This is a genomic window from Mycobacterium tilburgii (assembly GCF_902168065.1).
GTDB lineage: Bacteria > Actinomycetota > Actinomycetes > Mycobacteriales > Mycobacteriaceae > Mycobacterium > Mycobacterium tilburgii.
The window spans coordinates 63,284-79,048 of record NZ_LR655690.1 but is presented as its reverse complement, the minus strand read 5'-3'; the positions used below and the strand labels follow the sequence as shown (position 1 = coordinate 79,048).

Annotated in this window: 4 protein-coding genes; 2 read left to right on the top strand and 2 right to left on the bottom strand. The window is 69.5% G+C overall.

Translation table 11 applies throughout. The annotated features are described in order from the left end of the window. The first annotated feature begins 130 nt into the window (after positions 1-130). Both FQ389_RS00340 and FQ389_RS00335 read left to right on the top strand, forming a co-directional pair. Positions 131-12,679 carry a type I polyketide synthase gene (locus FQ389_RS00340; protein WP_144205762.1) on the top strand — a complete coding sequence of 4,183 codons (12,549 nt, stop codon included), beginning with the start codon at positions 131-133 and terminating at the stop codon, positions 12,677-12,679. Next, on the top strand, positions 12,676-15,276 hold the full coding sequence (locus tag FQ389_RS00335) for a sugar epimerase family protein (RefSeq protein WP_144205761.1): 2,601 nt from the start codon (positions 12,676-12,678) through the stop codon (positions 15,274-15,276). The genes FQ389_RS00340 and FQ389_RS00335 overlap by 4 nt, the downstream gene beginning before the upstream one ends. Here the strand turns inward: FQ389_RS00335 and FQ389_RS18415 are convergent. Next, on the bottom strand, positions 15,259-15,615 hold the full coding sequence (locus tag FQ389_RS18415; protein ID WP_260860303.1) for a cytochrome P450: 357 nt from the start codon (positions 15,613-15,615) through the stop codon (positions 15,259-15,261). The two genes, FQ389_RS00335 and FQ389_RS18415, sit on opposite strands and share 18 nt — an antisense overlap. Then, the gene (locus tag FQ389_RS18410) at positions 15,582-15,764 is read right to left on the bottom strand and encodes a cytochrome P450 (RefSeq protein WP_260860301.1); all 183 of its coding nucleotides are present in this window, start codon (positions 15,762-15,764) and stop codon (positions 15,582-15,584) included. Before FQ389_RS18410 ends, FQ389_RS18415 begins: the two co-directional genes overlap by 34 nt. Between the last annotated feature and the right edge of the window lies 1 nt (position 15,765).

Below are 15,765 nucleotides of genomic sequence, written 5' to 3'. Positions count from 1 at the left end.
ATACTCACTAGCGACATTCTTGGGTCGGACAGCAACACGAATACGTCGCTTCGTGCAGTAACTTCCGTGACTCAGCGAACAGTCGCATCCGGCGGTCCGAACCGGCCAATGTCAGGCGAGGGGTACTGAGGTGGATCAACTCCAGCATGTAACCGAGGCGCTGCGCAAAGCGCTGGTCCAGGTTGAACGCCTGAAGCGCATCAACCGGGCGTTGTTGGAGCGCTCGAGTGACCCGATCGTGATCGTCGGAATGTCCTGTCGGTTCCCGGGTGGGGTGGATACCCCGGAGCGGCTGTGGGAGATGGTCGCCGACGAGCGGGACGTGATCTCGGGGTTCCCAACTGATCGTGGCTGGGACCTGGCCGGACTGTTCGATCCCGATCCGGACGCGCGCCACAAGACGTACGCCCGCACCGGCGGGTTCGTGGACGGTGTCGCGGACTTCGATGCTGCGTTCTTTGGCATCGCGCCCAGCGAGGCGCTTGCGATGGATCCGCAGCAGCGCATGTTCCTCGAATTGTCGTGGGAGGCCCTCGAGCGCGCCGGGATCGACCCCAGCGGGCTGCGGGGCAGCGCGACCGGGGTGTTCGCCGGCGTGTACGCCCAGGGCTACGGCATGGGTGCGGAACCGGCTGCGGAAGGCTTCCGCCTGACCGGACAGTCGTCGAGCGTGGCGTCGGGCCGGGTGTCGTATGTGCTGGGTCTGGAGGGGCCGGCGGTGTCGGTGGATACGGCGTGCTCGTCGTCGTTGGTCGCGCTGCACATGGCGGTGCAATCGTTGCGGTCCGGTGAGTGCGACCTGGCCCTGGCCGGTGGTGTCACGGTCAACGCCACCCCAATGGTTTTCGTCGAGTTCAGCCGGCACCGCGGGCTGTCTGTGGATGGCCGGTGCAAGGCCTACGCGGGCGCGGCCGACGGAGTCGGCTGGTCCGAGGGTGGCGGCATGTTGGTGGTCGAGCGGCTCTCCGACGCGCGGCGCTTGGGGCATCCGGTGCTGGCGGTGGTGCGCGGTTCTGCGGTCAATCAGGATGGTGCGTCCAACGGGTTGACGGCGCCCAATGGTCCGTCGCAGCAGCGGGTGGTGCGTGCGGCGCTGGCCAATGCCGGTCTTTCGGCCGCCGACGTCGATGTGGTGGAGGGTCACGGCACCGGTACCACGCTGGGCGACCCGATTGAGGCGCAGGCGTTGTTGGCAACGTACGGCCAGGACCGGTCCGAGCCGCTGTGGCTGGGATCGATCAAGTCGAACATGGGCCACACCCAGGCCGCCGCCGGGGTGGCCGGGGTGATCAAGATGGTGCAGGCGATGCGCCATGAGGTGTTGCCGGCGACGTTGCATGTGGATCAGCCCAGCCCGCATGTGGATTGGTCGGCGGGTGCGGTGTCGTTGCTGTCCGAGGCGCGGCCCTGGAACATCGGGCAGGCCGGGCGGCCCCGCCGCGCCGGCGTGTCCTCGTTTGGGATTAGCGGCACCAACGCTCACGTCATCATCGAATCCCCGCCGGCCGATGCCAACCCGGCAGTGGACCGCGCCGGCGTGCCCGTGCTGCCCTGGGTGCTTTCGGCTAAAACGTTGTCGGCGTTGGAGTCTCAGGCCGCCCGGCTGGCCGATCATGTCGGCGCCCACCCCGAACTCGACCCCGCCGATGTGGCTTGGACGCTGGCCACCCGGTCGACCTTCGAGCATCGCGCCGTCATTATCGGCCGCGACCGCGACCAGTTGCTGGCCGGGCTCGACGAAGTGGCCGCCGGTGAGCTCACCACGGTCATCCGCGGCGCCGCCGGTCAATCCGGCAAGACCGTCTTCGTCTTTCCCGGCCAGGGCTCCCAATGGGTAGGCATGGGCGTCGAATTACTGGATACCACACCGGTTTTTGCGCGTCAGGTGGAAGCGTGCGCACAGGCCTTCGCCGAGTTCGTCGACTGGTCGCTGATCGACGTGCTGCGCGGCGCCCCAGGCGCACCCAGCCGGGAGCGTGTGGACGTCGTGCAGCCGGTGCTGTTCGCGGTGATGGTGTCGCTGGCCGAGCTGTGGAAATCGCTGGGGGTCAACCCGGACGCGGTGATCGGTCATTCGCAGGGCGAGATCGCCGCCGCCTACGTCGCCGGGGCGCTGACGCTGCGCGACGCGGCGCGCGTGGTCACGTTGCGCAGCAAACTGCTGCGCTCGCTGGCCCACCTGGGCGGCATGGTCTCCATCGCGTGCAGTATCGAACGGACGCGCGAGTTGTTGGTGCCCTACGGAACTCGGCTCAGCATCGCCGCCGTCAACGGTCCTTCGGCCGTCGTGGTGTCGGGTGAGGTCGCCGCGCTGGAGGAACTCACCGTCTTCTGCGCCGACCTCGAGCTACGGACCCGCCGCATCGACGTCGACTACGCGTCGCATTCGGTTGAGGTCGAGGCGATCCGCCACGAGCTGGCCGACGTATTGGCCGGCATCGAGCCGCGGTCCTCGCGGGTCGCGTTCTTCTCGACGGTCACCGGAAGTCGTTTGGACACGGCGGGTTTGGATGCCGCCTACTGGTACCGCAACATCCGGCAGACCGTGCAGTTCGACCAGGCGGTGCGCACCGCGTGCGAGCACGGGTATCGGACCTTCATCGAATCCAGCCCGCATCCCACGTTGATCGCCGGCATCGAGAACTCTTGCGCCGACACCGGTGTCGCCGAGGCCATCGTGGTGCCGACCCTGGGCCGCGAAAACGGCGGCCTCGCCCGGTTCCTGATGTCCGTGGCGACCGCGTTCACCGCGGGGGTGAACGTGAACTGGCGCGGACTGTTAGACGGCGCTGCCTTCGTCGAGCTACCGACGTATGCCTTTGACCGGAGCCGGTTTTGGCTGTCCGGCGAGGGCGTCGGCGCGGATGTCTCGGGCCTGGGATTGGGCCTCAGCGAGCACCCACTGCTCAGCGCGGTGGTCGAGCTGCCGTCCTCCGGTGAGGTGCTGCTGACCGGACGCTTGTCGCCCGCCGTGCAGGGCTGGCTGGCCGATCACGCGGTGGCGGGCACTGTGGTGTTCCCGGGCGCCGGATTCGTCGAGCTGGCGATCCGCGCCGGCGACGAAGTCGGCTGCTCGACGGTCGATGAGTTGACGTTGCAGGCGCCGCTGCTGTTGCCCGCCGGCGAATCCGGGTTCGGCTCGGTGGCCATTCAGGTCGTAGTGGGTCCGGCCGGGGATTCTGGTCAGCGCAGTGTCACGATCTTCGCGCGCGTCGGCCCCGATTCCGCGTGGGTGTGCCACGCCGAGGGTGCGCTGAGCTCCGCGCTGACCGAGCCGCGGGCCGATCTGTCCGCTTGGCCGCCGCCGGGCGCGGTCGCGGTGGATACAGCCGAGGTGTATCAGCTGCTGGCGGAGCGCGGATACGGCTACGGCCCCGCGTTCCAGGGTCTGACCGCCGCGTGGGTGCGCGGTGACGAGGTGTTCGCCGAGGTGCGGATACCCGATGCGGCCGGCGGCGTCAACGGATTCGGGGTGCACCCGGCGTTGCTTGATGCGGCCATGCATTCCATGGTCATCGCCCACCACGGCGCCGGCGAGGCCGAGGTGGTGCTGCCGTTCTCGTGGCAGGGCGTGTCGCTGCATGCCGCGGGCGCCTCCGCGGTACGCGCACGCATCGCGCCCGCCGACGCCTCTTCGGTCTCGAAATCGGTGTCGATCGAGCTCGCCGACGGGCTCGGGCTGCCGGTGCTGTCGGTGGCCGCGACGGCCGCCCGGCCCGTCAGCGAGCAGCAACTGCTCGCGGCCGTCGCCCCGTCGGCCCAGGACCGGCTGTTCGAAATAGTGTGGTCCCCGGCGCAGGTCACCGCCGACCCCGCTGCTCTCGGCACCCACCGGCTGTTCGAATCCGTTGCCACGGGCGGTGATCCGGTCACGGCCAGCCACGAACGCACCCACCGGGCGCTGGCGGCCGTGCAGTCCTGGCTGGCCGAGAGTGACTCCGGAGTCCTCGTCGTTGCGACGCGCGGCGCGATGGGGTTGCCGGGGGAGGACATCACCGATCTGGCGGGTGCCGCGGTGTGGGGGTTGATCCGCTCCGCGCAGACCGAGCATCCCGGTCGCATCGTGCTGGTGGATTCCGATGTGCCCCTTGACGATCACGCGACCGCGACCGTGGTGGCGGCCGGTGAGCCGCAACTGTTGCTACGCGGCACGACGGTGTACACTGCCCGCGTGCACGGCAGCCGCGCGGTGGAGGGCATCCTCGAACCGCCCGGGGAAGGGCCGTGGCGGCTCGGCGTGAGCAGCGCGGGCACCTTCGAGAACCTGCGCCTGGAACCGGTTCCCAATGCGGGTGCACCGCTGCAGCCGGGCCAGGTTCGGGTAGCGCTGCGCGCGATCGCCACCAATTTCCGTGACGTGATGATCACGCTGGGCATGTTCACCCACAACGCGCTGCTCGGCGGTGAGGGCGCGGGCGTCGTCGTCGAGGTCGGCCCGGGCGTCACCGAATTCGCGGTCGGTGACGCGGTGTACGGATTCTTCCCGGACGGCAGCGGCACGCGGGTGCCCGGCGACGTGCGGCTGTTGCAGCCGAAGCCCGCCGGCTGGTCTTACGCGGAGGCCGCAGCGATCTCCGCGGTCTTCACCACGGCCTACATGGCGTTCATGCACCTGGCCGAGGCCCGGCCGGGCCAACGGGTGCTGGTACACGCCGCGGCCGGCGGGGTGGGAATGGCCGCCGTGCAGCTGGCCCGGCACCTGGGCCTGGAGGTCTTCGCCACGGCCAGTCGCGGCAAGTGGGACACGTTGCGGTCCATGGGCTTTGACGATGACCACATCGCTGATTCGCGCAGCCTGGAATTCGAGGAGAAATTCCGGGCGGTCACCGCCGGGGCCGGTGTGGCCGGGATGGATATTGTGCTCGACTCACTGGCCGGCGAATTCGTGGACGCGTCGCTGCGGTTGGTCGCCCCCGGTGGCGTGTTCCTGGAAATGGGCAAGACCGACATCCGCGATCCCGATGCGGTCGCGCAGGAATATCCGGGGGTGCGCTACCGGGCGTTCGACCTCTTCGAGCCGGGCCGCCCCCGGATGCACGAGTGGATGCTGGAGCTCGCAAGGCTTTTCGACGCCGGCGTGCTGCGGCCGTTGCCAGTAACGACCTTCGATGTGCGACGCGCTCGCAGCGCGCTGCGCTACCTGAGCCAGGCCCGTCACATCGGCAAGGTCGTGCTGACCCTGCCGGGCGCCTGCACCTCGGGCACGGTGCTGATCACCGGCGGAACCGGCATGGCGGGTTCGACGCTGGCCCGCCACTTGGTGACACGCCACGGCGTGCGCAACCTGGTACTGCTGAGTCGGCGCGGCCCCGACGCCGAATCCGCCGCGCTGGCCGCGGAATTGGAAGCGACGGGAGCCCGGGTCAACGTCGTCGCCTGCGACGTCGCCGACCGCGACGCGCTGGCCGCGGTGATCGCCGGTATTCCGGCGCAGTTCCCGCTGTCGGCGGTGATCCACGCTGCGGGTGTGCTTGACGACGCGATGGTCACCTCGCTGACACCCGAACGGATCGACGCGGTGTTGCGAGCCAAGGTGGACGCCGCCTGGAATCTGCACGAGCTCACCCGCGAACTGGATGTGTCGGCGTTCGTGATGTTTTCGTCGATGGCGGGTCTGGTCGGCTCGTCGGGCCAGGCCAACTACGCGGCGGGTAACACCTTCCTCGACGGGCTGGCCGCGCACCGGCGGGCCCACGGTCTGCCGGCGATCTCACTGGCGTGGGGGTTGTGGGATCAGGCCAGCGTCATGACCGGCGGGCTCGACGCCGCCGACCTCGCCCGGCTGAGCCGCGACGGAATCCTCGCGTTGTCGTCGGAGGAGGCGATGGAATTGTTCGACACCGCACTGATTGTCGACGAGACCTTCCTCGCACCCACCCGGATCGACTTGGCGGCGTTGCGTGCGCACGCGGACGTCGTTCCGCCGATGTTCACCGATCTGCTCAACGCCCCGACCCGTCGCCGCGTCGACGATTCGCTGGCCGCGGCGAAGTCGAAATCGGCGTTGGCGCATCGTCTGCACGGGCTCGCCGAACCGGAGCAGCATGCCGTGCTGCTAGATCTGGTCCGGTCACACATCGCGACCGTGCTGGGCAACACCACGGCCGAGGCGATTGACCCCGACAGAGCCTTCCAGGAACTCGGATTCGATTCGCTGACCGCGGTCGAGATGCGCAACCGCCTGAAAACCGCGACCGGACTGGCGCTTTCGCCCACGCTGATCTTCGACTACCCGACGCCGAACGGTTTGGCCGGCTACCTGCGTTCCGAACTCGCCGGGGTGCCGCAGGAGACCGCCGCCTCCCCGGCCGTGCAGTCCGTCGGCGACAACCCGATCGTGATCGTCGGAATGTCCTGTCGGTTCCCGGGTGGGGTGGATACCCCGGAGCGGCTGTGGGAGATGGTCGCCGACGAGCGGGACGTGATCTCGGGGTTCCCAACTGATCGTGGCTGGGACCTGGCCGGACTGTTCGATCCCGATCCGGACGCGCGCCACAAGACGTACGCCCGCACCGGCGGGTTCGTGGACGGTGTCGCGGACTTCGATGCTGCGTTCTTTGGCATCGCGCCCAGCGAGGCGCTTGCGATGGATCCGCAGCAGCGCATGTTCCTCGAATTGTCGTGGGAGGCCCTCGAGCGCGCCGGGATCGACCCCAGCGGGCTGCGGGGCAGCGCGACCGGGGTGTTCGCCGGCGTGTACGCCCAGGGCTACGGCATGGGTGCGGAACCGGCTGCGGAAGGCTTCCGCCTGACCGGACAGTCGTCGAGCGTGGCGTCGGGCCGGGTGTCGTATGTGCTGGGTCTGGAGGGGCCGGCGGTGTCGGTGGATACGGCGTGCTCGTCGTCGTTGGTCGCGCTGCACATGGCGGTGCAATCGTTGCGGTCCGGTGAGTGCGACCTGGCCCTGGCCGGTGGTGTCACGGTCAACGCCACCCCAATGGTTTTCGTCGAGTTCAGCCGGCACCGCGGGCTGTCTGTGGATGGCCGGTGCAAGGCCTACGCGGGCGCGGCCGACGGAGTCGGCTGGTCCGAGGGTGGCGGCATGTTGGTGGTCGAGCGGCTCTCCGACGCGCGGCGCTTGGGGCATCCGGTGCTGGCGGTGGTGCGCGGTTCTGCGGTCAATCAGGATGGTGCGTCCAACGGGTTGACGGCGCCCAATGGTCCGTCGCAGCAGCGGGTGGTGCGTGCGGCGCTGGCCAATGCCGGTCTTTCGGCCGCCGACGTCGATGTGGTGGAGGGTCACGGCACCGGTACCACGCTGGGCGACCCGATTGAGGCGCAGGCGTTGTTGGCAACGTACGGCCAGGACCGGTCCGAGCCGCTGTGGCTGGGATCGATCAAGTCGAACATGGGCCACACCCAGGCCGCCGCCGGGGTGGCCGGGGTGATCAAGATGGTGCAGGCGATGCGCCATGAGGTGTTGCCGGCGACGTTGCATGTGGATCAGCCCAGCCCGCATGTGGATTGGTCGGCGGGTGCGGTGTCGTTGCTGTCCGAGGCGCGGCCCTGGAACATCGGGCAGGCCGGGCGGCCCCGCCGCGCCGGCGTGTCCTCGTTTGGGATTAGCGGCACCAACGCTCACGTCATCATCGAATCCCCGCCGGCCGATGCCAACCCGGCAGTGGACCGCGCCGGCGTGCCCGTGCTGCCCTGGGTGCTTTCGGCTAAAACGTTGTCGGCGTTGGAGTCTCAGGCCGCCCGGCTGGCCGATCATGTCGGCGCCCACCCCGAACTCGACCCCGCCGATGTGGCTTGGACGCTGGCCACCCGGTCGACCTTCGAGCATCGCGCCGTCATTATCGGCCGCGACCGCGACCAGTTGCTGGCCGGGCTCGACGAAGTGGCCGCCGGTGAGCTCACCACGGTCATCCGCGGCGCCGCCGGTCAATCCGGCAAGACCGTCTTCGTCTTTCCCGGCCAGGGCTCCCAATGGGTAGGCATGGGAACCGGACTGTACGCAGGCTACCCGGTCTTCGCCGAGGCTTTCGACGCCGTCGTCACCGAGCTGGATCGCCACCTGTTACGGCCGTTGCGGGACGTCATGTGGGGACACGACGACGACCTGCTGAACACCACCGAGTTCGCCCAACCGGCCCTGTTCGCGGTCGAGGTCGCACTGTTCCGGTTGCTCGAATCATGGTGTGTGCGACCTGATTTCGTGATGGGACACTCGATCGGTGAGTTGGCCGCCGCGCACGTCGCGGGCGTCCTGTCGTTGGAAAACGCCGCGGTGCTGGTCGCCGCGCGCGGCCGTTTCATGCAGGCGCTGCCGGCAGGCGGCGCGATGATCGCGGTGCAGGCCACCGAATCCGAAGTGCGCCCGCTACTGCTTGCCCCCGAGTACGCCGATGTCGGCGTCGCCGCAATCAACGGCCCGAGCTCCGTGGTGCTCTCCGGACCCGAAGACGCGGTGACCGCGATCGCCGAGCGGCTCCGCGCCGACGGCCGTCGCCTCCACCGGCTCGCCGTCTCGCATGCCTTCCACTCGCCGTTGATGGATCCGATGGTCGACGAATTCGAAACGGTCGCAGCCGGACTCGCCGTCGGCAGGCCCACCATTGCGATCGTGTCCAACGTGACCGGGCAGCAGGCCGGGGACGATTTCGGGAGCGCCACCTACTGGAAGAGGCACGTACGCGAGGAGGTGCGGTTCGCAGACAGCGTGCGCTTCGTGCAGTCGGCCGGCGCCACCCGTTTCCTCGAAGTCGGGCCGACCAGCGGCCTAACCGCGGCCATCGAAGAAACCCTCGCCGTCGACGAACGGGCGCCGATCGTCACGTCCGCGCTGCGCAAGGACCGGCCGGAGCCGGAAACGCTCACCGCGGCCGTCGCGCAGGGCTTTGTGTCCGGTATGTGGGTGGACTGGCGCGGTGTCATCGGCGCCGCCAACTTCGTTGAGCTGCCCACGTATACCTTTGAGCGGCGCCGGTTTTGGCTCTCCGCTGACGGCGCCGCTCTCGACTCTGCCGGACTGGGCCTGGCCGCGAGCGAACACCCGCTGCTGGGCGCGGTGGTCGAGCTGCCGGCGACCGGTGGGGTGGTATTCACCGGGCGGTTGTCGCCCGGCCGGCAGACGTGGCTCAACGATCACGCCGTGGGCGGCGTCGTGCTGTTCCCCGGTGCGGGATTCGTCGAGTTGGCGATCCGCGCCGGCGACGAGGTGGGTTGTGGCGTCGTCGACGAGCTGAATCTCGCTGCGCCCCTGGTCTTGCCGGCCGACGGGTCGGTCGCCGTCCAGGTGATGGTGGGCGCGGCCGACGACGGGGGCTTCCGAACGGTGTCGGTCTTCTCCCGCGGCGAGGCCGGTGCGGGTTGGTCGTTGCACGCCGAGGGCATGCTGCGGGCCGGGTCGGCCGATCCCCATGCCGACCTGTCGGCCTGGCCGCCGGTGGGCGCGGTCCCGGTCGACATCGGTGACGGTTACGAGCGACTGGCTGAACGCGGTTACGGCTACGGCCCCGCGTTCCGCGGCCTGACGTCGATGTGGCGCCGCGGCGAGGAGGTCTTCGCCGACGTGACGCTGCCGGCGGATGCAGGACTGTCGGTGACCGGCTTCGGTGTACACCCGGCGCTGCTCGACGCCGCGCTACACGCCGTCATCCTCGCCTCCGCGGACGACGAGCTGCCCGAAGGGTCGATGCTGGTGCCCTTCTCCTGGCAGCAGGTTTCTCTGCACGCCGCGGGCGCGACGGCGGTGCGGGCGCGGATCGTGCCTGTCGGCGATTCGGCTGTGTCGATCGAGCTCGCGGACGGCCTCGGGCTGCCGGTGCTGTCGGTGGCGTCGATGGCGGCCCGGCCGGTGACCGATCAGCAACTGCTCGCCGCGGTGTCCAGCTCTGGCCCGGACCGGCTTTTCGAGGTGGATTGGTCCGTGTTGCCCTCGTCGTCGGTACAGCCGGTATCGGTGTTCGCTCATGGCGCACCGGAATTCGAGGTGTCCGACGGACAGCGCTCAGCGGTGGTGTTCGAGTCGGCGCCGGTGCCCGACGATGTGCTGGCCGGTGTGTATGCGGCCACCCGTGCGGTGTTGCCGGTGCTGCAGTCGTGGTTGGCCCGCGAAGGTGCGGGGACGCTGGTGGTGGCGACCCGGGGCGCGATGACGATGCCGGGCGAGGAGATCACCGATCTGGCCGGGGCGGCGGTGTGGGGTCTGGTGCGCTCGGCGCAGACCGAACATCCGGGCCGCATCGTGCTGGTCGACACCGATGGGCCGCTCGACGAGGAGTCGGTGGCCGCGGTCCTGGCCGCCGGCGAGCCGCAGGTGCTGCTGCGCGGGTCGAAGGTGTACATCGCGCGCGTGCACGGCAGCCGTGCGGTCGGCGCGCTGCTGGTGCCGCCGGGCGACGAGCCGTGGCGCATCGGCATGAGTAGCCGTGGCACCTTTGAGAATCTGCGGTTGGAGCGCATCCCCGACGCCGATGCCCCGCTGGAGCCGGGCCAGGTTCGGGTCGCACTGTCGGCCATCGCGGCCAACTTCCGCGACGTGATGATCGCGCTGGGTCTCTATCCCGATCCCGACACGGTGATGGGTATCGAGGCGTCCGGTGTCATCGTCGAGGTCGGACCCGAAACCGCCTCGAAGAACGGCCGTTTCGCGGTCGGTGACCGGGTGATGGGCTTGTTCCCGGACGGCACCGGCACGGTCGCGACGACCGACCAGCGGCTGCTGGCCGAGGTCCCGGCGGGCTGGTCGCACGCAGCCGCCGCGACCACCACGGTCGTCTTCGCCACCGCCTACTACGCGCTGGTCGACCTGGCCGCGGCCAATCCGGGTCAGCGGGTGCTGGTACACGCCGCGGCCGGCGGGGTGGGAATGGCCGCCGTGCAGCTGGCCCGTCATCTTGGCCTGGAGGTGTTCGCCACGGCCAGTCGCGGCAAGTGGGACACGTTGCGGTCCATGGGCTTTGACGACGATCACATTTCAGATTCGCGCAGCCTCGAGTTCGAGGAGAAATTCCGGGCGGTCACCGCCGGGGCCGGTGTGGCCGGGATGGATATTGTGCTCGACTCACTGGCCGGTGACTTCGTCGATGCCTCGCTGCGGTTGGTCGCCCCCGGTGGGGTCTTCCTGGAAATGGGCAAGACCGACATCCGCGATCCCGATGCGGTCGCCGACGAACATCCGGGCGTGCGGTACCGCGCCTTCGACCTCTTCGAATCCGGACCCGACCGGATCCGGCAGATCCTGGACGAACTGGTCGCGCTGTTCGGCGACGGCGTGTTGCGGCCGCTGCCGGTGACAAGGTTCGACATTCGGCGCGCAGCGGCGGCGTTGCGGTATTTGAGCCAGACCCGCCACGTCGGCAAGGTCGTGATGACGGTGCCGGGCGGGCCGGGCAGCGGGCTGGCGGCCGGAACCGTGCTGATCACCGGCGGCACCGGCATGGCCGGTTCGGCGCTGGCAAGGCACGTGGTGTCGCGGCACGGGGTGCGCAACCTGGTGCTGCTGAGCCGCCGGGGCCTCGACGCGCCGGGCGCCGCGGAGCTGCTGACCGAGCTCAGCGTGACCGGCGCCCAGGTACAGGTGGTCGCCTGCGATGTCGCCGACCGCGACGCGCTGGCCAAGGTGCTCGCCGACATACCGGTGCAGCGGCCGCTGTCCGGCGTGATTCACGCGGCCGGCATGCTCGACGACGCTGTGGTTTCGTCGTTGACCCCGGAGCGCGTCGACGCGGTGTTGCGGGCCAAGGTCGACGGGGCCTGGCATCTGCACGAGCTCACCCGCGACCTCGATCTGTCGGCGTTCGTGCTGTTCTCGTCGATGGCCGGGCTGGTGGGGGCGTCGGGCCAGGCCAACTACGCGGCCGCCAACTCATTCCTGGACGCGCTGGCCGCGCACCGGCGGGCCCACGGGCTGCCGGCGATGTCGTTGGGCTGGGGTCTGTGGGATCAGGCCAGCGCCATGACCGGCGCGCTGGGCGCCGCCGACCGCGCCCGGTTCGGCCGCGACGGCATCGTCGCGATGTCCTCCGACGAGGCGCTGGAGTTGTTGGACACCGCGCTGATCGTTGACGAACCGTTCCTGTTGCCCGCGCACATCGACCTAGCGGCGCTGCGGGTCAAGTTCGACGGCGGAACGCTGCCGCCAATGTTCGTCGACTTGATCAACGCGCCGACCCGCCGGCAGGTCGACGACTCGCTGGCCGCGGCCAAGTCGAAATCGGCTCTGCTGAAACGCCTTGAGGGGCTACCCGAGGACGAGCAGTACGCGGTGCTGCTGGATTTGGTGCGGTCTAACATCGCCACAGTGCTGGGTGATTCCAGCCCGGAGTCCATCGATCCGGATTGTGCGTTCCAGGAGCTCGGGTTCGACTCGCTGACCGCGGTAGAGATGCGCAACCGCCTGAAAACCGCGACCGGACTGGCGCTTTCGCCCACGCTGATCTTCGATTACCCGAACTGCGGCGCACTGGCCGGTTACATACACATCGAGCTGGTCGGGACGGCGGAGCAGGCCGGCCCGGCTGCCGCCCCCGGCGAAGCCGACATCACGCGCATCGTCGGGTCGATTCCGGTCAAGCGGCTGCGGCAGGCCGGCGTGCTGGAGTTGTTGCTGGCGTTGGCAACCGAGGACGGCGACGCGCAAGCGACCGTCGCCGGGGTGAGCACCGAGAAGGACATCGCGGACATGGACCTCGAGGATCTGCTGAACGCCGCGCTGATCGACGACGACGAATGAGGATCGCGGTCACCGGGGCCAGTGGTGTGATCGGCCGCGGGATCACCGCCCGATTGCTCAGCCAGGGCCACGACGTGATCGGGATCGCCCGGCACCGGCCGCAAAGTTGGCCCAGCGCAGCCGCTTTCGTCGCGGCCGACATCCGGGATGCCGACGCGGTGGGACGTGTCGTGGCGGGCGCGGACGTCGTCGCGCACCTCGCCTGGTCGCACAGCCTCGGCGGCGACCACCGAGACAGCCACGACGTGAATGTCGGCGGCACCCGTAATGTTGTGCGCGCGATGTCCGAGACGGGCACCCGACGCATCGTTTTCGCGTCGTCACCGCACGTGTACGGTCGCGCGGGCGCGCCAAAAACCGAGCGCGACGCGATGGCTCCGGTGCTGGCCGGCGGGGTGCAACAGGCCCGCGCCGAAGACCTGCTCGCGGCGGCCGGCGCGGAGTGGGTCGCGGTGCGCTGCGCGCTCATCGTCGGCCGCAACGTTGACAACTGGGTGCGCCGGCTGCTGGCGCTGCCCGCGTTCCCGGACGGCTCGGCCGATCACCTCATCCAGGTCGTGCACCTAGACGACGCGCTGCGGCTGTTCACCCGGGCCATCGTGGATACCGAGATCGACAGCGGCCCAATCAATCTCGCGACACCGGTCGAACGGTCGTTTCGCCAGATCGCCGCAATGCTGGGACGTCCGGTCGTGCGGCGGGCACCCCTGCAGGCGGCGGCCGAGCTGGACCTGGTGCGCGACGCGCCTGTGATGGACACCGCGCGGCTGCGCGGGCAGTGGGCGTTCCGGCTGGCGTGGGACTGCGACGAATGCATCGAGGACGCCGCGCTGGCGGTGCGCGGCCGCGTCACGCTGGGCAAGCGTTTGGTGTCGCTGCCGTGGCGGTTGGCCAACGTCGCGGACCTGCCCACCGTCGATGCGACGGCCGACGACGGCGTGGTCCCCGAATTGGCCGGGCCGGAAGGACTCAACGGCGAGTTCGACACCCCGATCGATCCGCGATTCCCCACCTTTCTGGCCACCAACCTGTCCGAGGCACTACCGGGGCCGTTCTCGCCGTCCTCGGCGTCGGCGACCGTGCGCGGGTTGCGAGCCGGCGGCGCCATCATCGCCGAACGACTGCGGCCGGGCGGCATGGTGCAGCGCGAAATCGCGATGCGGACCGTCGCGGTCTTCGCACACCGGCTTTACGGCGCGATTACCTCGGCGCATTTCATGGCGCAGACCGTGCCGTTCGCCAAACCGTCGATGATCGTCAGCAACAGCGGCTTCTTCGGTCCCAGCACGGCCGCGCTGCCGGTCTTCGGGGCGCAGCGTCCGGCCGAAATCGGCTGGGCGCGAAGGCTGCTGCGTAACGGGCGCAACATCGGAGTGTTCGGGGTGAACCTGGTGGGCCTGAGTTCCGGGGCCGCGCGGGATACCCACGCCTTCATCGCCGACGTCGACCGATTGGAACGACTGGCCGACGACGTCACCGCGCTCGATGATCGCCGGTTGCTGAGCCTCATCGCGCTGGCGCGCGACCACGTTGTCCACGGCTGGGTCCTGGCCTCGGCGTCGTTCATGCTGTGCGCGGCGTACAACGTCCTGCTGCGCGGCCTGTGCGGGCGGGCCACCGCGGCACCGGCCGGACCCGAGCTGGTCAGCGCGCGATCGGTGGAGGCCATGCATCGACTAGTGGTGGCGGCGCGGCGGGATCCCAACGTGGCTCGGTTACTGACCGAGCCTGGGGAGCGGCTCGACAAGCTGGCCGTGGACGCACCGGAATTTCACGCCGCGGTACTGGCCGAACTGGCGCTGATCGGCCATCGGGGCCCCGCGGAGCTGGAGATGCTCTCCATCAGCTACGCCGACGACCCGGAATTACTGGTACGGATGGTGGCCCGGGCGATGGCGGCCACCGAGGCGGCACCGCCGCCCCGGTTGCGGATCCCGTTGCGGGCCAAGCCGGTAGCGCTGCTGGCCGCGAGTCAGCTGCGCGATCGCGAAGCTCGTCGCGACAAGGTGGTGCGGGCCAACTGGGTGTTACGGGGGCTGCTGCGTGAGTACGGCCGCCGAATGGTCGAGGCCGGCATCTTCGCGGCGGTCGACGACGTGTTCTATCTGCTGGTCGATGAACTCGACGCCCTGCCCGGTGACGTCGCGGAGCTGGTGGCCCGGCGCCGCGCTGAGCGGCGCCGGCTTGCGGCCGTCACCGTGCCGACCGTGTTCAGCGGGCACTGGGAGCCGGCCACGACACCGCCGGCGGTGCTCGGCAGCGGGGAGAGCCTGCACGGTGTCGGCGTCTGCGGGGGACGGGTGCGTGGCCGGGTGCGCATCGTGCGGCCCGAGAATATCGATGATCTGCAGCCCGGGGAGATCCTTGTCGCCGAGGTCACCGACGTCGGGTACACCGCGGCGTTCTGCTATGCCGCCGCCGTGGTGACCGAACTCGGCGGTCCGATGTCGCACGCGGCGGTGGTGGCCCGCGAGTTCGGTTTCCCCTGCGTCGTGGATGTCCAGGGGGCAACCACGTCCCTGCCCGCGGGCGCCTTGGTCGAAGTCGACGGCGCCACCGGCGAAATCCGGGTGCTCGAGCTAAAACACGACGTCTAATCGGGGCAGGGTGCTGGTCGGGGACGGCCAGATGACCTCGGGCCGGTACCCGAGCGCCAGCTCGAAATGCGGGACGCGCCGCAACCATTCGATCACCACGATGTTCATTTCCATCCACGCCAGGTGCGCACCGACGCAACGGTGCGGGCCGCCACCGAACCCCCAATGCTTGTGCACCTTGCCGTCCAGCACCAGGTCCTCGCCGGGGATCGGGTCGCTGCCGCCCCGGTTGATCGCGCCCAGGCAGAGCCGCACCCGGGAGCCGGCCGGCAGGGTGACACCGGTGATGGTGACGTCCTTGATCGTCACCCGGGGGACGACCAGAGCCGATGAGTCCAACCGGACGATTCATCGGCGAAAACGCCGATGGTGTCCAGATATTCGCGAAGTCGGGTGCACACGTCCGGGCGGCGGGCCAACTCGAGCATGGCCACACCGATCGCCGAGGTGACGGCGTCCAGGCCGTCGAGTACGAAGAAGAAGGCCATG

Bases quoted from the DNA above. Each gene is read 5' to 3' on its own strand.
- FQ389_RS00335 (WP_144205761.1), top strand. From the start codon at position 12,676: ATGAGGATCGCGGTCACCGGGGCCAGTGGTGTGATCGGCCGCGGGATC.
- FQ389_RS18410 (WP_260860301.1), bottom strand. From the start codon at position 15,764: ATGGCCTTCTTCTTCGTACTCGACGGCCTGGACGCCGTCACCTCGGCG.